Raw genomic sequence first — 24,363 nt, forward strand, 5'->3', positions numbered from 1 at the left:
CATAAAAGATTCTAGTAAATGATAGATATTCTCAATTACCCCCCCCCTATTAGCAAATTCAGATTCTATTAAATTAATTTCCTCATCATTTAAATCATAGATTTGATAAATCAAAAAATCTAAATGATTTTCTAGCTCTTTTGTATCACTCAAGGAATCTTGCTTTTTAAGCTTTAAAATTTCTGCTACACAATCCATAATGTCATTATGGATTTGCGGGTTAATACTAGAAGTCTTTGGAATGGGGAATCTCTCTACATATTGATTTGAGAGTAAAAATCCTTTGTCAGAATACAAATGCCCAATATGTTTAAAATAATAAAAAATTGCTTTTGAGTTCAAAAAGCCTAAAAGATAATGTAATTCACTCAAAGAATAATGTGTCAAAAACGCCATAGAATCAAGCAAATAAAAATCAGATTCTATGATGAAGCTAGGCTCTTGTGTAACCCTTTGCCACGAAATCTTTGCTTGATTTTGCACACTAGGCACTTTCAACCCCTCGCAGAATCTAAAAGCCTCTTTTAAAAGAGGCTCAAAATTTTCACATAGCAATTCCACCAAAACAAGCAATTTTGAATCAACACTAGCAATAAGGAGCAAGGCAATTTTATACTCTACCCCCCCCTATTTATAATTTCTACTTCCTCTTTGCTTAAATTATAAAGTGCAAAGACTTTAGAATCTAAAAGTTTTTCTAGTTCTTGTAGGCGAGATTCTAAATCGCTTGTGTTGGCTTTGTCAGCTTTAGCGTTTAGCGAAACATCTCTTTTTGAATCAGATACTTCAGCTATCGCTTCAGTATGACAAAGGCAGCTAGATTCTTCACCCTCTAAAGAGGGTTCAGAATGACAAAGCTTATTGTCAGCTTGAGGGCTTAAGCCAGAAACATCTCTTTTAGCTTCTATAATTTGCTGCACAATATCTACAAACTCTAATTCTTGCTTTTTGCTAATCTTTGGAATTGGGAGCTTTTCTAGCTTGTCTTTTGCCCCATAGGCGTATTTACCCTCATCAATTAGATTTGTGATTTGTGTAATCAGCCAACGATAAAGCGTAGAATTCATACAGCCTAAAATATAGAGCAAGAAGTCATCGCTAGCATTTGTTCCCTCTCCTTTTGTAGAGGGTATCCTCATTCCTTGTCCCTCATCTCTTGCAGGGGTGGTAACAAGAGATTCTCCCCTCTCTTGCGGAGGGGTTAGGGGGTGGGTATTTAAAATTTCTAACACTTCTTTGATTTTACAAATCACACCTTCTAAATTTTCCATAATTTCATTATTCCAAAAACGCAAGATTCTAAAATTTTGCGATTCTAAATAAAAATCTCGTTCTATATCTTTAAAATTACCATTATGTTGCCCTCCATCACATTCTATAATTAATCGTTTTTCTAAACACACAAAATCAGCAATATATTTAGAATCTATCACAAATTGTCTCCTAAAGCTAACATCTAATTTTTTATTCCTTAATTCCTGCCAAAGTTTAGATTCTGATTGTGTTGGACTTTTGCGTAGTGTTCTGCTGAATTCTTTCATATAAGGGACTAAGTAGCGGTGGCTTGGGGATTTTGACCCGCCCCCTTTATCCCCCTCCGCAAGGGAGGGGGAAAGTTGAAAATTTATACTAGAAAGATTAGTGCCTTTAGCCCCTCCCCTTGCGGGATTTGGGGAGAGGGAATCTAAAATCTCCCTATCTGCAAAAGAGGTGGAGTCTAAATTCTCTTTTTTTGTTATCATAAACAAAGAATTATTAAAATACATCATTTCTTTAATATAGCTAAAGAAGTATTCCCCGCTTACAGGATTCCATACAATCTTAGGTTTGGCAAAATCTTTGTAATATGCAATACTAGCCTGTGTTTCAAACCATTTATTACTATTCTTTGATCTACAACCTTTTTCACCGCTTTGTTCAAGTCGTTTGCCAAAAGTTGCAAGATAGTTTTTTACTGCTGGATAATCTTCAATATCAAGTTTTAGTGCTGGGAAAGTTCCTATTATCCACAACCCTGCCCATTTATAACTATATCTTTTTATATCTTGTCCTCGCAAAATTGGCTTAATGATTTGAGCGGTGCGTTGCCTCTCTGTAAGTAAAATTGTATTGTTTTCAAAGTCTATTTTATTGATTTTAGAATCTGTAAGAATAGATTCTTCACTTTGCTTAAGATGAGATTCTTCACCTGCTAAAGCAGGTTCAGAATGACAAGTTTTGTCTTGTTGAAGAATTCCTTTGTCTTGTTTAGGGAAAGCGAAACATCTCTTAGAATCTAAATAGTAAGATTCAAAAAGATAGGGAGAGGAATCTCTAAGAGATTCTTCACCTGCTAGGGCAGGTTCAAAATGACAGGTGGCAGAATCTTTATGAGATTCTTCGCTTTGCCCTCCTTTAGAATGACAAGAGATTCTCCCCCCTCCCTTGCGGAGGGGGCTAGGGGGTGGGTTGTGAATATTCAAATTCTCATCATACTCACTCAAAGGATAGGGCTTTAGGCTTAATTCACTATCATCACAGCATTCTAAAATCTCCTCCCTCTTTTTGGTGTCGATAATAAAGGCTTCATTATAGCCTGTTACGATTCCACGATAAATATTAATATCCCAATCTTTTAGCGGCGTGCCAATGCTCTTAATCTTTTCTTTTAGGGCTAGTTCTTTAGCATTAAGGAAAACAAAAGTTTCTTTATCTAGAGAATCTTTAGGTAAAGCAAAAATATCATTCTTATAAATATTAAAGAAATTAATAGATGAATCAAGTATATCTTCTGCTTTAAATTTGCTTTGCTCTAAAGACTTTGCTAGATTAAGGTAATTTATTGTTTTATATTCTTCTAGTAGTTTTTTAATAGTTATGATTGATGTATCAACAGTGGCATTAAAAGCCTTGATACCATTTAAATCAATATAGTTTAGAATCTGTGTATTTTTTAATAAATATTCTCTTAGATTTTCACCATACCCTCCTCTGCTCCATTTATTAGAAGTGATTAGATTTAAAATGCCATTTGGTTTAAGTAAATCTATGCCTTTTTTAAAAAAATATGTAAATATATCTGCTTTTCCATTATAAAATGAACCAAATTCTTTCTTTATCATATCTTTATTTTGTATATCTTCTTGGCGTATATAAGGTGGATTTCCTATTACTATATCAAAGCCATTATTGCTAAATACAGGGGCAAAGAAGAATTTATATAAGAAAATTTTATTGGTATGAAAATTATTGTTTAAATAGTCTTTATGAAGAGTTTCTAGCTCATTTTTAAAAGTTTCATAATTTAGTATTTTCTTCATTTGCTTAGCTTTTTCTTTGGGCTTAGTTTTTAGACTAAGCCTCTCTCCTAATATAAGCTCATCAATATATGTTATACGCATTTTAAAGGCAGAATCCATAATATATAAAATCTTATCTTTAATTTGTGATTTTAGAGAGGGAGAATTTGCTTTATAGTAGTTTGAAAATAATTCTTGGAGCTTGTTAGATTGAGCATTGCTAAAAAGCGAAGATTTACTATCTCTCTCATTTAAAAGATTTAATTGTTCGTTGATTTTAGAATTATTAGCAATAACATCTATTTCACAAATACGCTCTAGTAGTGAATTACCCTGCATAAGCTTAAAATCTAGGTTTGGAAGTGGTCTTGGAGAGGTCTCTTCTACAGCGATAGAGAGCCAAAAGCGAAGCTTTGCTATTTCTATTGCATCTGCATCAATATCCACACCATAAATTGAATTTTCTATTAAGCTTCTTTTAAGCTCTGCTCTTTTTATATCTGACATTGTCTTATCTAGTGATTGGAGTAAGGCTAATATTTCATGTAGCATTCCCATAGGAAATGCACCTGAACCAACTGAATTATCTAGTATTTTTAGGTTTTTTATAATATTTTGAATTTCTATTGCATTATTTTTAATAAAGTCATTATCTGTTTGATGTAAAAATACAAAATTATTAATTTCTTCATAATTATTTGGAAATGAGTTTAAAAGAGTTTGGACTAGGGAATTTTTACACATAAAATGCACAATCCCCCTCCTTGTGTAATATGCTCCACTAGATTTATTATAATCTATTAGATTTTCAAAAATCTTACCTAGCATTTCTGGGTCTATGGATATTTCTACATCATCTGGAGTGGATTCTTCTATTGTGAAATTATAGGTATTAAAAAATCCAAAAATTTCCTCAAAAACTACATTATTAAGAATCTGGGATATTCTAAAGTCACTTTCTATTTCATTTTTCTCAAAAAGCCCTCCATTTAAAAAGGGAATCTTACATTCAAAGGTATTAGAGTAGTCATCCTCTCTTTTTGTATTTAATGTCTCAAAAAATAATTTACAAAGATAGTTTTCATAGAAATTTTTATTTTCTTTTTTGGATTTTTCAAAAATAGTATATAGAAAGTTTTTATCTCCACTTCCATATTCTTTATCTCTAGGCACACCTAGCCAACCCTTTTTTTGTAAAAAGTATAAAAATACAATTCTCCCTAAAAGCTTTTTGACAAAAGCACTAATTGCTTTTTTTGAATCTAAACCATTATAATTTGTAAATACATTTCCTATAATATTTAATTTATCTGTAATTTCTATAAAGAGTCTTTCATACTCTTTGTAAAACTCCTTTGTTATTGGCTCTAGTGCAAAAGCATCTTGTAAGTTTTGTGTAGTTTTAGCATCGATTAGATTTGTAAGTTGGGTTTGTGCTGTTTTTACTTTAGCTTCTTTTCCTAATACAAAGCTTTGTCTTTTAAAATTATTATATATGACTTTATTAACTTTAAAATCATAGTCTGTGCTAATTAGGCTTAATCTAAAATTTTGCTCTTCTTTTGTATTATAAAAACAAGCTAGGATAAACTCTATATTATGGGTTTTTATAAATTCTTTTAATTCATTATGAAGTGCGATTTTTGCTCCTAAGCTATCAGTATTGATTGAAAAAACTCCTAATTTCTTGCTTGATTCTAATTTTATATGTTCGCATATTTGAGTGTAGGATAGTATTATTTTATCTTTATATGAAATAGGATTTTTTTGCTTTATTCCTATATTTTCTCCAAAACATTTAATTACAAAATTTACAAAACGATCATAATCATAAGAGTTGGTTGTGAATTCTTGAATTACTTGCATAGTTAATCCTTTTTAAATGTAGTTAAGCTAAGTTCTAATTGTGGTTCTAATAGTGAAGAATAAGTTTCTTCTTTAGGAGTGGAGGCTTTATATGAATTTAGTATATTTTCATAATCCTCTCTTGTCTTTGCTTTTATTATTTCTTTACCAAGAGCAGAGTATGTGCCATTTTCTAAACAATTTATTAAACTATCTTTTTCATTTTGACTAAGCTTAGAATCTAGCTCATTTTTAATTTTTGATTTTGCTTTAAAATCTTCATTTGATAATTTAATAGGCTCTTTTTTAATTTTAAAACTTTCTTTGTGGTATTTTAAAACCTCATCTATATAAGAATAATGCAGACTTTTTTGCCATTCATTTGGATAATATAAACCTTTATTTATTAGCTCTTTAAGGGCTTTAGCCATTGCCTCAAAGCTAGATTCTTCTATATTATCAATAATATTTTGTTCATTATGTTTAATTAGATAAAAAAAGTCGTTATATTCTTGTTGTGTATTTTTAAATTGTTTAACATAAACATAAGTGCTATCTTCTTGTGTAATTGCAAAACTTCTTATTTTAGGGGGGAGATTTTTAATCCTCTTAACATACTCTTTATTTTCTAAAAATTCTTTAAAATCTTTTTCAAATTCTGTTTGTGAGCTTTTTTCATTCTCTATTTCAAATAATTTTTGACTTTGAACTATCTCATCATCTTGATATATTGCAGAATCTTCACCCAAAGTATGATGAAAGCTTTGAAGCTTTTTAGAAATAGCTTTATTAAGATTTAAGATTGATTCTCCTAAAACACTAGGCTTAAAGTTATGAATAAATATTTCTTTAAAACTTGTTCCAATACGATTAATTCTGCCTATTCTTTGCATAAGTTTAGTTGCATTCCAAGGGCTATCGTAATTTATAACTATGTTTGAGCGATGTAGATTTACACCCTCTGCTAGAGTATCTGTGGAGATTAAAACATCATAATTATTTTTTTGCTCGTGCTTAGACAAAGAGGCATCAAAATTTTCTTTAACCACACTAGCTAGTCTCTTTCTATTTTCTGCATTTACTTGTAGTGCCTTATAATCTATAAGATTAGATTCTAAATATAATGCTGTTGTTTTGGCTTCTGTGAAAATGATTATTTTTTTATTTTGATTTTGTGATAAAAACTCTTTTAAAGCCTCTAGTTTAGAATCATATTTTACATCTTTCCACTTTTTAATAAGCTCTTTTAAAACTTCTAAATCACTTTTTAAATAATCTTTATATTCATTTATAAAATCACTAGAATGAATGGTTATAAATTTACCATCTTTGGCAGATATAAACTCTTCAATAGTATCATCATTTTCAGAATCTATTGCATCATAAAAACCACTTAAATCATTAAAATTATTTTTAGGAATATAGATTTCTTCTCTATCAAACATTTTTATAAAAGTCTCTATTGATTTTAACTGCATATTTAATGTTTTTTTAAATGCCTCTATGCTTGATTCAAATCTTTTAAAAAGTAAGGCTTTCATCAAGCCTTTTAATCTATCTGCTGTTTGATCGTAGAATTCTGCATTATTTTTATTTTTCTTATATGATTGCATAAATTTTTGCTTACCTTCTTGTGTAAGATTTGGGAATACAAGGTATCTGTAATAACCATATTCTCCTAACTTGCTTTTTTGATTATCAAGAAGATTGAGAGTTTCCTTAGCTAGAGCATAAGTTGTTTTATCTAATTCATAGCTAGATGTTTGTGGTTTGTTTATTTTTGGAAATTTAATATTTTGCATTTCTAAATCTTTAGAAAAAAGCTCTTTAACATCAGCCCTTGTTCTTCTAATCATAATATGTTTTAATATTTTGTCTTTTAGTTGATTAGATATAGATTCTAGTCTATTATCATCGCCTGAAATTTGTTTATATTCCTTATTAATTGTGGCAAATAGTTTTGATAGATTTGCTACCCCTTCTATGGAGCTGTTTTTATCGCAAAATAGATAAACTTGATTTTCAATATCTTTTGGAATATTATTTTGTGGTGTGGCAGAAATTAAAATTACTTTTTTTATATATTTAGAATTAGCTTTAGTTATTTTTTGAAGTGATTTATATTTCTTTGTTGTATTAGTTCTAAAACGATGTGCTTCATCTACAATAATCATTTCATATTCTTCTACATCATCAATCTTATTAAGGCTATCGTGAGTTTGAATTGTAAATTTTGAAGTTCCTAAATCTAGTATTTTTTTAAAGTGATCTTCCCAATTTTCTTTTAAAGCTGGAGGACAAGTTATTAATATCTTTCCTTGTAATTTATCATTTTTTTGAAGATAGCTTGCAATTATAGAAGAAATTAATGTTTTACCTAATCCAACAACATCTGATAGAAAAAAACCATTATATTTTTTTAGCTTTTTAATACCTTGATTTATTGCTTGTATTTGATATTCCAGAGGTTTATAATTTGATGGAAAATATGATTGTATCCCATAGTTTTTAAAATAATCCTCTCCAAAATACTCAAATAAAAGCTTATAATATAAATCTTTTAATTCTGTATTTCTAAGATATGTATTTTCTATGCTTTTTAATATTTCTTTAGGGGTTATTTCTATTGATTTTTCCCAAAGCTCTTCAAAATGTGCTAGTGCAGTTTCTATATCATCACTATTATTATTTTCAATATTTACTTCAAAGTTTCTCTCCCAACCATTATCGCTTAAATTAGAGCTTCCAACTATAAGTGAGCCATTATAACGATAAGAATTGCTTGAATAATCGAAATTTGGATTTTGTGAGAGAATGTAAAATTTAGCATGAACATTTTTTTCTCTTACTGCCCTTAGACTAATCCTACTTTCTTTTAACTCTCTTAAAAAAACTTCAATAGAATCTTGAATATCTTTTCTATAATCATCATTTATTATATTTGAAAGAGAATCTATAAATTTCTCTTTAAAATAATCAATATTATATTTTGGGTCTAGATTCTTTGAAGCTAAAATACTAAGAATATCATCTATTTCCATTCCTACTAATATTCTTATTTTATATAAAGAAAAATCTTTTATAATAGTGCTTAAATTGTTAAAACCACTTATTGATAAGAAACCAACTAGAAAATCAAGATTTCTTATATTTGAATCTTTTAATATTAAAGAAAGTTTATTTTTTAGTGTATTATTCCCTGTGTTAGTTGTAAATTTTGAATTTAGAAGCTTACGGGGTCTTGGAAGTGATTCCCCCCCCCCATTTATTTGATTTTGCATTTTATCTCCTTAATGATATTTACATATTATTTTTTCAACATTTATTGCACAATTTATATCTGCCATATTACCAAATCTAGAATCTTTTGCTAGAGAATATAAAGCATTGTGTTCATTATTTAAAGGACTTGTTTGATTAAGTAAAATAGAATTTCCATTTTGTTTTAAAGTAAAGTTTATCAAATCTGCTTCAAAAACACAATCTTTACATATAACAACAATATTTCTATACCTATCTTTTACATTCCAACTTTGATGAATATTTGCAATAATATTTTCTAACTCACATGTTATCATTACTTCATCTTCTCTTTGTTTATCATAAATATTTCTTTTAATTAAAAATGAATTTGTAATACACCTATTACTCAAAAATGAAATTAAGTCGATATCATGGACGCTTAAATCCTGTATAATGCCAACATCACTAATCCTAGATGGATATGGAGAATATCTATTTATATTTATACTAATAATCTCTTTCTTCTTTAAAATATTTTTAAGCTCTAATATACTTGGGTTAAATCTCTCACTAAAACCAACTCCAACTAAACTTCCATATTTTTTTGATAAAGCTTTAATCTCTAGCATTTCTTTTAAATTCATAGCTAAAGGCTTTTCAATTAGCACTACTCTTATTTTTTGTAAAATCTTTTTTGCTACATTTAAGTGAGATATTGTAGGTGTGGCAATAATAACTACATCTAAATTTAAATTTAAAAATTCATTAATATTATTAAAAAAAGGATAATTTATATTCTCTTTTTTATGTAAATCATAAAGTCCAACTATATTAAATAAATTATTTTTTTCAAGCTCTCTTAAGTGATTTTGTCCCATTTTGCCTATACCAGCTATGCCGATATTTAATGCTATATTATTCAATGGCTAAATTCTTGCAATATTATTTATTGTTTCAATTACTATTTCTTGATGGCTTTGCTTTAAAAATGCACTCATAGGAAGTGATAATATTTCTTTGCTTAATAATTCAGTGTTTGGAAGTGAGATTGTATTATAATCTAAAAATGCTTCTTGTAAGTGTAACCCTAAAGGATAGTGTATTGCACTTGGAATCCCTTTAGAATCTAATACCCTAATAACATCATCTCTATTTTTTACTCTTATTGAGTATTGTGCATAAACACTTGTAAAACCTTCCTTAAGTTGTGGCAAAATAACATTTTTTAAATTCTTATTATAAAAATCTGCAATTTGACATCTTTTTTCAATCTCTTTATTAAGATACTTTAATTTTACATTTAAAATTGCTGCTTGTATTGTATCAAGCCTTCCATTAAAACCTATTAACTTATGCTTGTATCGCTCTATTTGTCCGTGATTAAGATATGTCCTAACTAAATTTGCAATATTTTCATCATCACTAAAAACTGCCCCAGCATCACCATAAGCTCCTAATGGTTTGGAAGGGAAAAAACTAGTGCAAGATATTTGTGCAATTGAACAAGATTTTTTACCATTTTGATTAGCTCCAAAACTCTGTGCCCCATCCTCAATTAATGCTATATTTTTATCATTACAAAATTTACTTAAAGTCTCTAAATCAGGCATTTGACCAAACATACTAACAGCAATAATTGCTTTAGTTTTATCATTAACTAAACATTCAATACTATTAATATCAATGTTATAATCAAATAAATTTATATCAGCAAATACAGGTCTAGCTTTTAATAAACTAACCATTTCAGCGGTAGCAATAAATGTAAATGATGGAACAATCACTTCATCATCCTCTTTTATCCCTAATGCCATTAATGCTAAAAGTAAAGCAGAAGTTCCACTTGAACAACCCACAGCTTCTTTTACTCCTACATAATTTGCAAGATTTCTTTCAAATTCAATTAATTTTTTACCGCCAATAAAAGAAGTGCTCTCTATTACCTCTCTAATTGCTAAATCAATTTCTTCTTTATAGGTTTCATATTGAGCTTTTAAGTCTATAAAAGGAAAATCATCCATTTCAAACCTTAATTTTTAAGATTTTAGGATTATAGTTTAATTATTCTTAAATTTTATCAATTACTAAATGTAATTAAATATAACTTATTTAAGAATCTCTTAAAGATTCTTAAAAAAAATTATGATAAAACTAATTCTTCTACTCTTTTTCCATATGCTAAATCAGCTTTTTTAAAGTGTTCTATTTGCTTTTTCTTGATATTTACAGGAACTCCTTCCATTGCTCTTTTTATATTTTGACATAAAACCTCTTTTTGCTCATCACTCATAAGCCTATATAAATCTCCTGCTTGTGTATAGTAGTCATCATCATAATCTCTAAAATTAAAATGTGCTGCAATAGTTGCTTCATCTTGAATATGAGAAATATCAAATGCTGGCTCCTCTATACCACTTTCTTCTTCATAACCATCAAGTGAACTTGGCTGATAATTTAATATCCCCCCATAATTGCCATTTTGCATAAATCCATCTCTACTTGTATTATGATATGCACATTTTGGAGCATTTACAGGAAGTTGAGTATGATTAACACCTAATCTATATCTTTGAGTATCGCCATAGCTAAATAATCTTCCTTGTAGCATTCTATCTGGACTAAATCCAATTCCGGGAACTACATTAGCTGGGTTAAATGCTGCTTGCTCTACTTCTGCAAAATAATTTTCTGGATTTTTATTTAACTCTAAGATGCCAACTTCAATTAATGGATATTTTTTATGACTCCAAATTTTAGTTAAATCAAATGGATGAAATCCACAAGTCTTAGCTTCGGCTTCTGGCATTATTTGAATACAAAATCTCCATTTTGGAAAATTGCCTTTTTCTATATTTTCAAATAAATCTCTTTGTGCAGATTCTCTATCACTTCCAACTACTTTTGCCGCTTCTTCATCTGTATAATTTTCTATACCCTGCATTGATTTAAAATGAAATTTAACCCAAAATCTTTCATTATTTGCATTAATAAGGCTATAAGTATGGCTTCCAAATCCGTGCATTTGACGATAATTTTTAGGCAATCCTCTATCACTCATCAAAATTGTAACTTGATGTAGTGATTCTGGGTGCAAACTCCAAAAATCCCAAGCTGCAATAGCACTTCTTAAGTTTGTTTTAGGGTCTCTTTTTTGTGTGTGTATAAAATCTGGGAATTTTAAAGGATCTCTAACAAAAAATACAGGTGTATTATTTCCTACCAAATCCCAATTTCCTTCTTCTGTGTAGAATTTAAGAGCAAATCCTCTAACATCTCTTTCAGCATCTGCTGCACCTCTTTCACCTGCAACGGTTGAAAACCTTAAAAGACAAGGTGTTTCTTTACCAACTTTAAATACCTTTGCTTTTGAATACTTACTAATATCATGAGTTATAGTAAGCTTACCATAAGCAGCACTACCTTTAGCATGAACTACTCTTTCTGGGATTCTTTCTCTATCAAAATGTGCTAATTTTTCCAAAAACCAAACATTTTGCAATAACATAGGACCCTTTGGACCCATTGTCTGTGAATTTTGATTATTACTGACAGGTGCTCCAACAGCATTTGTTATTTTTAAGTTTTTCATTTTTACTCCTTAATTATTTTAGAATAGATGAGTATTATATAATTATTTTTTTAATTTTTATCAAATAATAAAAATTATTATTTAAGAAATTATAAAATATAACTTTTATGCAACATATTAAATTAATTATGTTTAAATAGAGTGTGATAATAACTAGAATTGAATGGTCGGAGTAGCGGGATTCAAACCCACGACCTCACCCACCCCAAGGGTGTGCGCTAATCAGGCTGCGCTATACTCCGCTTTTTAAAGAATAAAAGAATATTTTAAGAAAGAAATTATAACAAAAGTTAAATTTATATTTTGATAAACTATTTAAAAATATATAAGGAATAAAATGATATGCGGTATAGATGAAGCTGGCAGGGGTTGCCTTGCTGGAAGTTTATTTGTATGTGGTGTTGTATGTGAAGATTTAATTTTAGATAAAATAGAAAATCTTACTGATAGTAAAAAATTAACAAGAATAAAAAGAGATAACATTTATAATATTGCAATGAAATTAGAAATTAAACATTTTGTAGTTAGCTTTAATGCAAATAAAATAGATTTAAATGGAATTAGTAAATGTATGCGAAATGCTCTAATAAAAATCAAATCAAATCTTTTTGCTAATAAATATATATTTGATGGAAACACTAACTTTAAGGTTAATGGTATAGAATGTTTAGTAAAAGGAGATAACTTAATTAAGCAAATATCACTTGCTAGTATTATTGCAAAAAGTCTAAAAGATAAAGAGAGTGATGAGCTAGATAAAATATATCCTCAATACAAATTAGCTAAAAATAAAGGTTATGGGACAAAAGAACATATTGAATTAATTAAAATTCACTCTCTTTCGCAAATACACAGAAAAAGTTTTAATATCCGCTAATTTCGAGATTCTTAAGTATTGTATTTATCAATATTTAGCGTTTTTAACCCCTTATCTGTGCAAACTGAAGCCATCATAGCACCAGATACATTGCTGAATGTCCTTGCCATATCAATAATTGGGTCTATTGCTAAAACTATACTAAGCAAAGTAAAATATTCACTAAAACCTAACCCTGTTAGCATAATAGACGCTGCAATAGTAGCACTACCGGGTATTCCTGCAATACCAAGTGAGCCAATGATAGCAATCATTACTATGGTTATAATAAAACTTAAATCTATTTGATACCCAATATTATATGCAATAAAAATAGCAACCATGGCAGGAAAATATCCAGCACAACCTTGAAGTCCAATAGTAGTTCCAATGGAGGCTACAAAATTTGCAACACTTCCACTAACTCCTAATTTATTTTGTAAAGTTTCTATGGTAAAAGGCAATGTGGCAACAGATGAACGAGAGCTAAATGCAAAAAGCCATACACTAAATGATTTTTTTAAAAAAGTAAATGGATTAAGCCCTACTGATGAAACTAAAATTAAATTTACTATAAGCATAAGAATCATAGCAATATAAATTAATAAAATAAAACTAATAGCAGACCATATTGCACTAAAACCATTTGAGAGCAAAACTTCAGCCATCATTGCAACAATTGCATAAGGCATAAAAGATATAACAAACTTTGTAATTGACATAACTATATAATGAAGTGCATTAATTAATTTTTCAAAAGTTTTATATTCATCACTCAAAAATTCTACTTTACTCAATGTAACTCCACCAAATCCAATGAAAAAAGCAAAAATAACAATAGCAACAATATTGTTTTTAATCATTGCATCAATTATATTGCTTGGTATTAATCCAAGAATAATATTAGAAATATCATATACTTCTCTAATTTGTTTCTCTCCTACAAAGCTTTGTGAATTTAATCCTAGATCAAATATATATGCTAAAGATACACCAATTAAAGCAGCAATTGCTACACTAAATAGTATCCAAAACATAGAATATTTTAATAAAGATAAAATTTTTATTTTCCTATCAATATCAAGTAAAACTTTAATAATAGAAATAAAAATAATAGGTATAACAAGCATTTTAATAAACCCTATAAAAATGCTTCCTACAAATCCAAGCCAAATTTTTAGCTCTTTTATCGAAATAGTTTGAGAATCTAATTTGCTTGAAATATATTGTAAAATAACACCAAAAACAATGCCAATAACTAAACCAATAATCATTCGGATAGAAAAAGATAATCCTTTATCTTTACATTTTTTTAATATATAAAAACAAGTTAATAAAATAATTATCCCAATTAATGTTTGATATTTAGAAAAAACTAGAAAGTTTGAAAAAAAATTACTATCCAAAACTTACTCCTTAAATATTATTTTTACTTTAAAATATAAAATAAAAAATATTAAATATATTTTAAAGTAAAATTTTTTAACCCTATAAGGGTTAAAAAATCAAAATGCTGGAACAAGCTCACCTTTAAAAGTATCTTCTAAAAATTTTCTTGTTTTTTCACTATTTAGGGCTTCTTTAAGCTTTAATACTTTTGGATTATTAATATCAACTTCTCTTACTACTAAAATATTTGCATAAGGTGATTTTTCATCTTCAATAATCAAAGCATCTTTTGCACTAAAGTTTGCTTGAAGAGCAAAATTACCATTAATAATAGCACCATCTAAATCATCAATAATTCTTGGCAACATAGCTGAATCTAAAGGTTTGATAGATAATTTTTTTGGATTATCTATTATATCAAGCTCTGTTGAGTAAAGATTGGTAGGATCTTTTAGTTTAATAAGCCCATTATTATGTAATAAAATTAATGCTCTGCCAGCATTGCTAGGATCATTTGGGATAGCTATTGTAGAGCCATCTTTTAAATCTTTAATATTTTTAATTTTTTTAGAATAAAACCCTAATGGTTCTATATGAACCTTTGCAATAGGTGTTAGTTTTAAATTCTTTTCTTCTATCATCTTATCTAAATAAGGTTTATGTTGATAGAAGTTTGCATCAAGCAAGCCGTCATTTAACTCAATATTTGGTGTAACATACTCACTAAACTCAATAATTTGCAAATCAATTCCTTCTTTTTTCAAATCATCTTTAATGTTTGATAGAATCTTTGCATGTGGGGTTGGAGAAGCACCAACCTTTAATACCTCTAATTTTGTTTGATTATCTGAATTATTTTCACCACATCCAATAAATACAAATGCTAATATAATTAATAGACTTGTTATATTTTTTATCATTTTTTATCCTTTATTTTGAAATAGGCACAATTTCGCCATTATATTTTTTTAATATAAAATCTCTTACTTCTTTACCTAATAAAATCTCTTGTAATTTTAAAATATTTATATTTTTTTCATTACCTTTTTTTGTGGCAAGAATATTTACAAATATACTTTTATTATTCTCATAAAAAAATGCTTCTTTTATACTCATACCAGCTTGAAGAGCATAATTTGCATTAATAACAGCACTATCAACACCATCTAATATCTTAGGTAACATTGCTGCATCAACAGGATGAAACTTAAATTTTTTAGGATTATCAACTATATCAAATTCTGTTGCATTTAAATTAGTAGAATCCTTTAACTTAATAAGCCCATTATCGTGAAGTAAAATTAATGCTCTAGAATAATTAGTAGGGTCATTTGGAAGAGCTATTGTAGAACCATCTTTTATAGAATCTAAAGTTTTAAACTTTTTAGAATAAAATCCTAAAGGAACAATATAAATAGGTTTTAAAGCAACAAGATTCATACCTCTATCTTTATTCATTTTTTCTAAAAACGGTTTATGTTGATACATATTTGCATCACTTGAACCTTCATTTAAGGCTACATCTGGTGTAACATAATCTGTAAAGCTTTGAACAATTAGATTAATTCCCTCTTTTGCTAAAAGTGGCTTTGCAAACTCCAAAATTTCAGCTGCTGGAACTGGAGTAGCACCAACCTTTAAATCAACTAGCTTATCCTGCTTTGCATATAATAAAACAAAGCTAATAAACAAATAAAAAAATATTTTCTTCATTTTGTATTCCTTGTTTATAAATATCATTTATGTTTTCTTAAATACTTAACTATCAAATCACCAATGGTTTGAATAATTTGCACTAATAATATAATTGCAATTACGCAATAAATCAAAATATCTGCACGATATGAATAATACCCTATCCTCATTGCTAAATCCCCAATACCCCCTGCCCCAACCGCACCTGCCATAGCAGAATACCCAATAACACCTATAATTGTAATTATAATAGCATTTACCAACGAAGGCATAGATTCTGCAATCATCATTTTTATTATAGTAAATTTTGAAGCACCCATACTTTTTGTTGCCTCAATTAAACCTTTATCCACTTCATCAAAAGCACTCTCAAAAAGCCTAGCAATAAATGGAATAGCTGCAATACTAAGAGGTATTATTGCAGCAGAACTACCAATACTAGTGCCAATTATTAATCTTGAGAGCGGAAGAAGCACAATTATTAAAATAATAAATGGAAAAGAGCGAATAATATTTACTATTCCACCTAAGATTAAATTTAATATTGGAGATGGTGTTAGATTCTGCCTTTTTGTAATACAAAGAAAGATTCCAAGAGGAAGCCCAAAAATAACAGCAATAGAACAAGAAAATCCAACCATATACAAGGTTTCTAACAAATGTTTAAAAATAGAGTTAAGTATCTCACTAAATGGAGTTTGTGGATTGATTATAATATTTATAAATTCAATTAAACCTTCTAGCATTATTTATCCTTTAAAATTATAGTTTGTATTGTTACGCCCTGTGCTATGAGCCAGTTTAAGCAATCTTGTATAATAAAAGGATCCCCTAATATTTTTATCACTAAATGCCCTACTTCTTTATCAATAATTTCATCAATGCTCCCACTTAAAATATTTACATCTACATTAAATTTTTTGACCATTTGACTAACTAAAGGATTATAGGCATTTGGTCCTGTAAAAATTATTTTATAAACATTACTCTTATCTTTTAAATAATCAACTATATTGTCATCTCTAGTAGGAGGCATAAATGAAATTAACTCTTTTGTAACCTCTTGTTGTGGATTTAAAAAAACATCTTCTACATTACCACTTTCTACTATTTCTCCATTGCTTATTACACACATTTTATTGCAAACTTCTTTTACAACATCAATTTGATGTGTAATTAAAATAACACTAAGATTTAATTTTTTTTGAATATCTTTTATAAGATGTAAAATTGACTTTGTAGTTTTTGTATCTAAAGCACTTGTAGCTTCATCACACAATAATAAATGTGGCTGATTTGCTAAAGCCCTAGCAATTGCCACTCTTTGCTTTTGCCCCCCTGAAAGCTGACTTGGGTAATAATTAGCCTTATCACTAAGACCAACTAACTCTAAAAGCTCCTCTACTCTAGTTTTTATTTTATCTTTTCCCCATTTTGCTATCTCTAGTGCAAATGAAACATTACCAAATACATTCCTTGAACTTAATAAATTAAAATGTTGAAAAATCATTCCTATTTTTTGTCTTTGCAATCTTAACTCTTTATTATTTAATTTGCTTAAATCTTTACCATTTACTATAACTTCACCATTTGTTGGAGATTCTAAAAGATTAATAATACGAATTAATGTACTTTTTCCAGCACCACTAAAGCCAATAATTCCATATATATCTCCATTACTAACATCTAGGTTTATGTTTTTTAATGCACTAAAACCATTTGGATAAATTTTATCTATATTTTTTAGCTTAACCATAATGAAATATAAGCTCCTTAAAAATCAAAATAAAGTTGTAATATTAACATAATTTTTAAAATTTTGATATGTATTTTTAAAAATTTGTAATTTTATATATTTTATATATTTTTAAATATTTATTATTTAGAATATAAAAATATTACTTACAAAATTTAAGGTTTAACAAAAATGAATAAAGCAGTTAATTTAAAAGAATTTAAAGAAAAAATAAATGATTTCATAATAATTGATGTCAGAAGCAAAGGATATTTTTTAATAGACCATATTAAAAACTCAATAAATATAGAATCTCCACAAAGAATAGAATATATAGCAAAAGAAAATAAAGATAAAAATATAATTTTATATTGTCATCACGGAATAACTGCAAGAGGAATTGTAGAAGAATTAAAAAATATTGATAATATATATTTTTTAGAGGCAAATTTTAGTGATGTAGTAAAATCTGGAATAGATATTGTATTTTACAATAAAGAATAAATATGAAAAAATATTTCTTGTCTTTAATAACACTCTCTAGTTTTATATTAGCACAAGATTTAAATATAAAAGAATCTTTTAATAAGATTTTATTAAACAATGATAGCCTAAAAGCCTCATATAGCAATATAGAAAAAATGCACAAACTAAAAGATGCTTCATATATGCTATTTGCACCATCTATTGATATTATTGGAAATTATACATACATAGAAAAGAAAAATTTAAATATAGATATTCCTGAAGTTAGTATTCCTAATGTTCCAATATCATCAATAAATATTCCTCCATTAAATCTTGAATTTAATAATAATCACTTTGCGTTTGGGATAATAAGCATTATGTATCCAATATATACAGGCGGTAAAAGGCTATCTGCAATAAATCTAGCAAAACTAAATATTGATGATGCTAATTTTGTGGCACAATTAAATAAAATAAATTTATTTGAAAAATTAATAAAATCTTATTATGGATTAAAATTAAGTATAGAAGTTTATAAAACGTTAAAAGATATAGAAAATGGAACAAAATTACATTTAGAGAATGCAATCAAGCTAGAGGAAAATGGACAAATTGCAAAATTAGAGAGATTAAGTGCAAAAGTGGAATACGACAAAGCTAAAACTAAAGCAAATCAGGCAAAAGATGCTGCTGATATTGCACTATTAGGATTTAAAACAATAATACAAGATGAAAATATATCTAAAAATGTATCTTTAGATGAAAATGGGAATATTTTAAACCTTAATCTAACTTCAGAGCTAAAAATTAGTCAAAAAAACTTAGAGCCTTTGCAGACCTATCAACAACAAGCATTATCATCTTATCCAGCAATAAAGAGTATTGAAATTAAAAAAGAACAGACAAAAGAATTAAGCAATATTGAACTAGCCTCTTTTATGCCAAATATAGGCTTTTATGGGGGCTATGTAATAAAAGATAACAAAACATTATTAAATAAAACTATACCAAGTTGGTATGTAGGCATAGGTGCAAAATTGTCTATCCTTAGCCCTAGCGGTAGAATCTTTAAATATCAAGCAAGTAAAATTGCACAAAATGAAGTAGATTATTTACATAAACAAGCACAAAAAGATATTTTATTATTAATTGAGAGCACATATAAAGAGGTTTTATCAGCAAAACATTCTTTTTATGAGCTAGATTCAACAATAGAGTTAGCACAAGAAAACTTGAAATTACAAGAAGAAGCTTTTATGAATGGTATGGTTAATAGCTCTCAAGTAAATGATGCTAGAAATCAATTATCATTTGCAAAAATTGAATCTAAAAATAGTCAATATAGATATATAATAGCTCTATCAAAACTATATGCAATAAGCAATAATATAGAAAATTTTATTGATTTTATGAATTAGGATTAGAGAAATGAAAATTTTTAAAATTATTAGCATATCAGCAATAATGATAGCAATATTAACTTGGCTTTCCATTAGTTTTTATATAGCACATCTTCCAAAAGAAGACTTTATACAAGGGCAAATTGAAGCAACACAATATAGTATAAGTTCAAAAGTTGCTGGAAGAATTGATGATATATTTGTTAAAAAAGGTGATTTAATAAAAGCTGGTGATTTAGCCTATACAATAAATAGCCCGGAATTAGAGGCTAAAATTGCACAAGCAAAGGCAAATTATGAGGGTGCAAAAGCTCTAAGAGTAGAGACTGATAAAGGAGCTAGAACAGAAACTATTACTTCAGCAAAAGAGCTTTATATGACTGCTAAAACTATGGCAGAATTAGCAGAGAAAACATACAATAGGGTTCAGAATCTTTATAATAGTGGTGTTGTTAGCTTACAAAAAAGAGATGAAGCAGAAACCAATTTTAAAAATGCAAAATTTAATGAAAATACAGCATATCAACAATACAAGCTAGCATTAGATGGAGCTACAAAAGAAACAAAAGAAGCCGTTAAACAAAAAGAATTAGCAGCAAAAGGTATGCTAAGTGAAGTTGAATCTTATGCAAAAGACACTCAAGCATTTTCTCCAATAGATGGAGAGGTTAGTAATGTATTAATACATAAAAACGAGCTTTCGCCCAGTGGTTTTCCTGTGGTATTAGTATTAGATATTAATAATTCATATCTAAGATTTAGCATAACAGAGGATAAATTAAAAGATTTTAAATTAAATACTGAATTTGAAGCCTTTATCCCGTCAATAGATAAAAATGTGAAATTTAAAGTCAAATATATATCTCCTATGGGTGAATTTGCTACTTGGAAAGCAGCAAATAAAAAAAATAGTTATGATATGAAATCTTATGAAATAGAGGCTGATATTCTAACAAAACTACCAGATATTAGAGTTGGTATGAGTGTGTTAATCAAATAAATATAATAATGCTTGAAATAATAAAAATAGAATTAAAAAACTTATCAAAAGATAAATTTTTATTATTTATGTATTTTATAATGCCACTTTTTGTCGGATTGTTTATTTATAATACTCTAAGTATAGGTATAGTTAGAGGACTACCTATTGGAATCTTAAACTTAGATAATAGTAAAATATCAAGAGATATTGTATTTGATATAAATTCTTCTCCTACACTAAAAATACATAAATATTATTCTAGTATGAATAAAGCAAAAGATGATTTAAGTTCAAAAGAAATATATGCTCTAGTTGCTATACCAAAAGATTTAGAAAAAAATGCTAAATTAAATATAACTACTAATATTTCAATTTATTATAATGCACAACTAGTATTCATAGGGAAAAATATACAAAGTGCATTAACACAAATATTAAGTAATCAAAATATTAAATTAAAATTTCAAAAAAATATAATAGATTCTAAAAATACAAATTTAGCCTTAACAAAAAGCATAGAAGTAATGCCAAATATAATAGCCCTATACAATAAAAATAGCAATTTTTCGCAATTTATACTTCCTGCACTAATCCCTTGCTTATGGCAGCTTTTTATAATTTTATGTATGATTGGAATAATTGCTTATGATGAAAGAGATGTTGGTTTTATTAAGAACAGACAAAATGAAATAATATATATTTATAGACATTTATTTATAAAAATTACAATTAATACAATTATTTTCTTTGTATGGTGGATTATTATAATCATTAGTTTTTATAAGTTATCTTACATACATAGTGGAAACTTAGCAGTTTTAGCAATAAATGCTTTAATTACAATATTAGCCTATAATAGCATAGGTATATTTTTATATTCAATAATTCGCTCACATACTAGATCAATAAGTGTAGCGGCAGTATATGCAGCACCTAGCCTTGCGTTTGTTGGAATAACATATCCTATTAATAATATGGAAGCATTTGCTAGTTTTTGGGGTAAGATTCTTCCTATTACAAAATATTTAGAGGTTTATATACAACAAGCAAATTATGGAGTAGATATTGCTTATAGCTTAGAATTAATAGCTTATAATTTAATTTTCCTTTTGTTTGGAATACTAGGAATCTTGCTATATAAGAAAAAAGTAGCATTATTATGAAAAATATATTTAACATAATTATTAATTTATTTGACTTAGTTAAAAAAGAATTAAGCGTTATTTTAACTAGCTTTTCAATTATGACTGTTATTATAGCAGGTAATATTATATATGCCTTTTTCTATCCAAGTCCATATTTGAATGATATTTTATTAAAACAAAAAATAGCAGTAGTAGATGATGATGTAAGCTCTTTTAGTAGGCAATTAATATTTAATGCAAATGCTTCTTCCAAAATACAAATCATAGCAAATACTTCTATGCAAGAGGCAAAACAACTAATTGAACAAAATAAGATATATGGAATCTTATATATTCCAAAAGATTTTGAAAAAAATGCTATTAATTCCTCCATACCAAAATTATATTATATGGCTAATAATTCTTATTTTTTAATTTATAGTAATATTTTAGAAGGACTTAACAATGCTGCAAATGCACTAGACTTTGAAAATAAAAAAAGATTATTTAATAGCCAAACGATAAAACAAGAAAAAGAATTATTAAAAATAGAATTTATCCCGCTATATAATCCTAGTGTAGGATATTTAAACTATATTCTAGCAGTAATTTTAATTTTTATATTACATCAAACTATACTTATTTCCTGTGGTATTTTATGTGGAATGCAAGTTCAGCAATACAATCAAGGTAAAAGAGAATACTTTAGTAGCGTAAATCCTTTTTGGTTAATATTTTCTAGAATTAGTGCATTTATTATTATTTATTTTCCTTTATTTTTATTTTATTTTGGATTTATTTATGATTTTTATAATTTAACTACATTTGCTGGTAAATTGGAGTTAATTTGTTTTGGAGTTGTCTTTATTGTATCTGCTAGTTCATTTGGAATTTTTATTGGGTTTATCTTTAATAGGAGAGAATATCCTCCTCAAATTGTTCTTGTTATGAGTATGCCTTTATTATTTGCACTAGGAGTAATTTGGCCAAATGAAAATATACCATACTGGATTAAATTTTTTATGGATTTTATTCCTATTACAGCAAGTATTAATGGATTTTTAAAAATAAATCAATTTAGTGCTGATTTTAGTAAAATATGGGGAGAATTTTTACATCTATTTTTACTTGGAACATTATATTCTCTAGCTTCTTATTTAATATTAAGAAAAAGATTTAGCAAATGATTATTTATACTTTAAAAGATGCTTTTAAAAAAGATATTGAAATATTGTTTGGTTATGTTTCAATGGGAGCTTGCTTTGGAATCTTACTTAAAACTAGTGGGTTTAGTGTAATTTATGCCTTAATTATGAGTGTATTTGTGTATTCTGGTGTTATGCAATTTCTAGCTATTAGTTTTTTTTGCAGTAGCTTTGGATTAATAAATATATTTTTTATAACTCTTATATTAAACTCAAGACAAGCATTTTATACATTAATTATGCTTGATAGTTATCGCAAAATGGATTGGAAAAGATTTTTAAATATATTTTGGCTAACAGATGAAACTTTTGCTATTATCAAAACAAAAAAGCCAGATTCTAAATCAAATAAAGAATTGTTTATATTTTTTATTGGATTATTGAATTATATTTATTGGATTATTGGTTGTGTTTTTGGAGCTTTAATAGGAGATTTATTAAATTTTAATACAGAAGGATTGGAATTTATAATGAGTGCTATTTTTATTGTAATTTTTATAGACCAACTAAAAAGCCTTTCAAATAAGGGTATAAAAAGCTATATACCTGCTTTGATTGGTGTTACTAGTGCTATTTTTTGGTTATTTTTAATAGGAGAAAAATATTTTTTATTAATCTCAATAATAACCAGCATAACATTGTTAGCCTTACTTAGAAATAAACTACAAAGTATATTTTAATGGATATAAATATACTTCTAATTATCTTAGTAATTGCTATTGCAAACTTTATAACTAGATTCTTAGTTTATTTTATTATGCCAAAAAGAATACCTCCATTTATAAATTATATTTCAAATATATTGCCAAATGTTATTATTGCAATGTTAGTTGTATATTGCCTAAAATCTAGTAACTTTAACTCACCGTATTATGGATTAAAAGAAATTATTAGCATAGGCTTTATAGTATTATTACATTTAAGCATTAAGATTCCAATTATTAGTGTATGTGGAGGAGTTATTATGTATATGTTTTTAACACAAAAAATTCAAATATGAATATAGCAATTTTTGGTGGATCATTTGACCCACTTCATAATGGACATTTAGAAATCATTAAAGAATCTATAAAACTAGATTATATTGATTTATTAATAATTTTGCCAAATTTTTTAAATCCATTTAAAAGTAAAAATCTATTTTCTGCTAAGGTTAGATTTGAGTTAATAAAATATAAAACAAAAGATTTAAAAAAGATTTTAATTTCAGATTTTGAAATTATTAAATCAAGTTATAGTATAGATTCTGTATTGCATTTTAAAAAACTATATAACCCAAGTAAGATATATTTTATAATTGGTGCTGATAATTTAAAAACTTTACATAAATGGCATAGGATTAATGATTTAAAAAAAGAAGTTGAATTTATTATTGTAACAAGAAATAATATCTCAATTCCAAAAAATTATTTAACGATAAATATCAAAGAAAACATCAGTTCAAGTTTTATAAGAGAGCATATTAATGATTATTTTATGAATTTTAATATAAAATCAAGCCTTATTAAAAAAATGAAAGATGAAATAAATTACACATTACATTAAAGGTAGAAA

At 27.3% G+C, this 24,363-nt stretch carries 19 protein-coding genes, 1 tRNA gene and 1 pseudogene; 9 read left to right on the top strand and 12 right to left on the bottom strand.

The annotated features are described in order from the left end of the window. The 7 genes and pseudogenes from CQA44_RS07480 to CQA44_RS07510 all read right to left on the bottom strand — a co-directional run. Positions 1-492, bottom strand: a pseudogene (locus CQA44_RS07480) (TaqI-like C-terminal specificity domain-containing protein); the annotation flags it as partial. Between the two features lie 125 nt (positions 493-617). Then, entirely contained in the window at positions 618-5,144 is a 4,527-nt protein-coding gene (locus tag CQA44_RS07485; RefSeq protein ID WP_115546654.1) for an Eco57I restriction-modification methylase domain-containing protein, read from the bottom strand. Positions 5,145-5,146: 2 nt separating this feature from the next. Further along, positions 5,147-8,404 (bottom strand): helicase-related protein, encoded by a 3,258-nt coding sequence (locus CQA44_RS07490; RefSeq protein WP_115546655.1) that lies wholly within the window; start codon positions 8,402-8,404, stop codon positions 5,147-5,149. A gap of 9 nt (positions 8,405-8,413) precedes the next feature. After that, the gene (locus CQA44_RS07495) at positions 8,414-9,289 is read right to left on the bottom strand and encodes a Gfo/Idh/MocA family protein (RefSeq protein ID WP_258864937.1); all 876 of its coding nucleotides are present in this window, start codon (positions 9,287-9,289) and stop codon (positions 8,414-8,416) included. Positions 9,290-9,292: 3 nt separating this feature from the next. Further along, complete coding sequence (locus CQA44_RS07500; protein WP_115546656.1) at positions 9,293-10,387, bottom strand: DegT/DnrJ/EryC1/StrS aminotransferase family protein; 1,095 nt, start codon at positions 10,385-10,387, stop codon at positions 9,293-9,295. 119 nt (positions 10,388-10,506) lie between these two features. Next, complete coding sequence (locus tag CQA44_RS07505; protein WP_115546657.1) at positions 10,507-11,955, bottom strand: catalase; 1,449 nt, start codon at positions 11,953-11,955, stop codon at positions 10,507-10,509. Positions 11,956-12,119: 164 nt separating this feature from the next. Beyond that, a tRNA-Pro gene (locus CQA44_RS07510) sits at positions 12,120-12,197 on the bottom strand. Positions 12,198-12,292: 95 nt separating this feature from the next. Here CQA44_RS07510 and CQA44_RS07515 point away from each other — a divergent pair. After that, a complete protein-coding gene (locus tag CQA44_RS07515) occupies positions 12,293-12,832 on the top strand; it encodes a ribonuclease HII (RefSeq protein ID WP_115546658.1) in 540 nt (179 codons plus the stop codon). A gap of 11 nt (positions 12,833-12,843) precedes the next feature. On the opposite strand, the gene CQA44_RS07520 is transcribed toward CQA44_RS07515, so the two are convergent. From CQA44_RS07520 to CQA44_RS07540, 5 genes are all read right to left on the bottom strand, one after another. After that, entirely contained in the window at positions 12,844-14,217 is a 1,374-nt protein-coding gene (locus CQA44_RS07520; RefSeq protein ID WP_115546659.1) for a cation:dicarboxylate symporter family transporter, read from the bottom strand. Positions 14,218-14,316: 99 nt separating this feature from the next. Next, positions 14,317-15,120, bottom strand: coding sequence for a MetQ/NlpA family ABC transporter substrate-binding protein (locus CQA44_RS07525; protein ID WP_115546660.1), 804 nt, complete (start codon positions 15,118-15,120; stop codon positions 14,317-14,319). A 10-nt stretch (positions 15,121-15,130) separates the two neighbouring features. Continuing rightward, entirely contained in the window at positions 15,131-15,913 is a 783-nt protein-coding gene (locus CQA44_RS07530; RefSeq protein ID WP_115546661.1) for a MetQ/NlpA family ABC transporter substrate-binding protein, read from the bottom strand. Between the two features lie 23 nt (positions 15,914-15,936). Continuing rightward, positions 15,937-16,536: a methionine ABC transporter permease gene (locus CQA44_RS07535; RefSeq protein ID WP_258864940.1), complete on the bottom strand. Its 600-nt coding sequence runs from the start codon at positions 16,534-16,536 to the stop codon at positions 15,937-15,939. A gap of 104 nt (positions 16,537-16,640) precedes the next feature. Then, the gene (locus CQA44_RS07540) at positions 16,641-17,654 is read right to left on the bottom strand and encodes a methionine ABC transporter ATP-binding protein (protein WP_181881826.1); all 1,014 of its coding nucleotides are present in this window, start codon (positions 17,652-17,654) and stop codon (positions 16,641-16,643) included. A gap of 168 nt (positions 17,655-17,822) precedes the next feature. On the opposite strand from CQA44_RS07540, the gene CQA44_RS07545 reads away from it, so the two are divergent. Genes CQA44_RS07545 through nadD form a run of 8 tightly spaced genes read left to right on the top strand, consistent with a single transcriptional unit; the run spans position 17,823 to position 24,354 of the window. Then, a complete protein-coding gene (locus CQA44_RS07545) occupies positions 17,823-18,134 on the top strand; it encodes a rhodanese-like domain-containing protein (protein ID WP_115546664.1) in 312 nt (103 codons plus the stop codon). A gap of 2 nt (positions 18,135-18,136) precedes the next feature. Further along, positions 18,137-19,516: a TolC family protein gene (locus tag CQA44_RS07550; RefSeq protein WP_115546665.1), complete on the top strand. Its 1,380-nt coding sequence runs from the start codon at positions 18,137-18,139 to the stop codon at positions 19,514-19,516. A 10-nt stretch (positions 19,517-19,526) separates the two neighbouring features. After that, complete coding sequence (locus tag CQA44_RS07555) at positions 19,527-20,498, top strand: HlyD family secretion protein (RefSeq protein ID WP_115546666.1); 972 nt, start codon at positions 19,527-19,529, stop codon at positions 20,496-20,498. An 8-nt stretch (positions 20,499-20,506) separates the two neighbouring features. Next, the gene (locus CQA44_RS07560) at positions 20,507-21,643 is read left to right on the top strand and encodes an ABC transporter permease (protein WP_115546667.1); all 1,137 of its coding nucleotides are present in this window, start codon (positions 20,507-20,509) and stop codon (positions 21,641-21,643) included. Beyond that, positions 21,640-22,791: an ABC transporter permease gene (locus tag CQA44_RS07565; protein WP_115546668.1), complete on the top strand. Its 1,152-nt coding sequence runs from the start codon at positions 21,640-21,642 to the stop codon at positions 22,789-22,791. Before CQA44_RS07560 ends, CQA44_RS07565 begins: the two co-directional genes overlap by 4 nt. Beyond that, positions 22,788-23,489: an AzlC family ABC transporter permease gene (locus CQA44_RS07570; protein ID WP_115546669.1), complete on the top strand. Its 702-nt coding sequence runs from the start codon at positions 22,788-22,790 to the stop codon at positions 23,487-23,489. The genes CQA44_RS07565 and CQA44_RS07570 overlap by 4 nt, the downstream gene beginning before the upstream one ends. Then, complete coding sequence (locus CQA44_RS07575) at positions 23,489-23,809, top strand: branched-chain amino acid transporter permease (RefSeq protein ID WP_115546670.1); 321 nt, start codon at positions 23,489-23,491, stop codon at positions 23,807-23,809. Before CQA44_RS07570 ends, CQA44_RS07575 begins: the two co-directional genes overlap by 1 nt. Next, a complete protein-coding gene (nadD, locus tag CQA44_RS07580) occupies positions 23,806-24,354 on the top strand; it encodes a nicotinate (nicotinamide) nucleotide adenylyltransferase (protein ID WP_181881823.1) in 549 nt (182 codons plus the stop codon). The genes CQA44_RS07575 and nadD overlap by 4 nt, the downstream gene beginning before the upstream one ends. Positions 24,355-24,363 lie beyond the last annotated feature (9 nt).

The organism is Helicobacter sp. MIT 14-3879 (assembly GCF_003364125.1).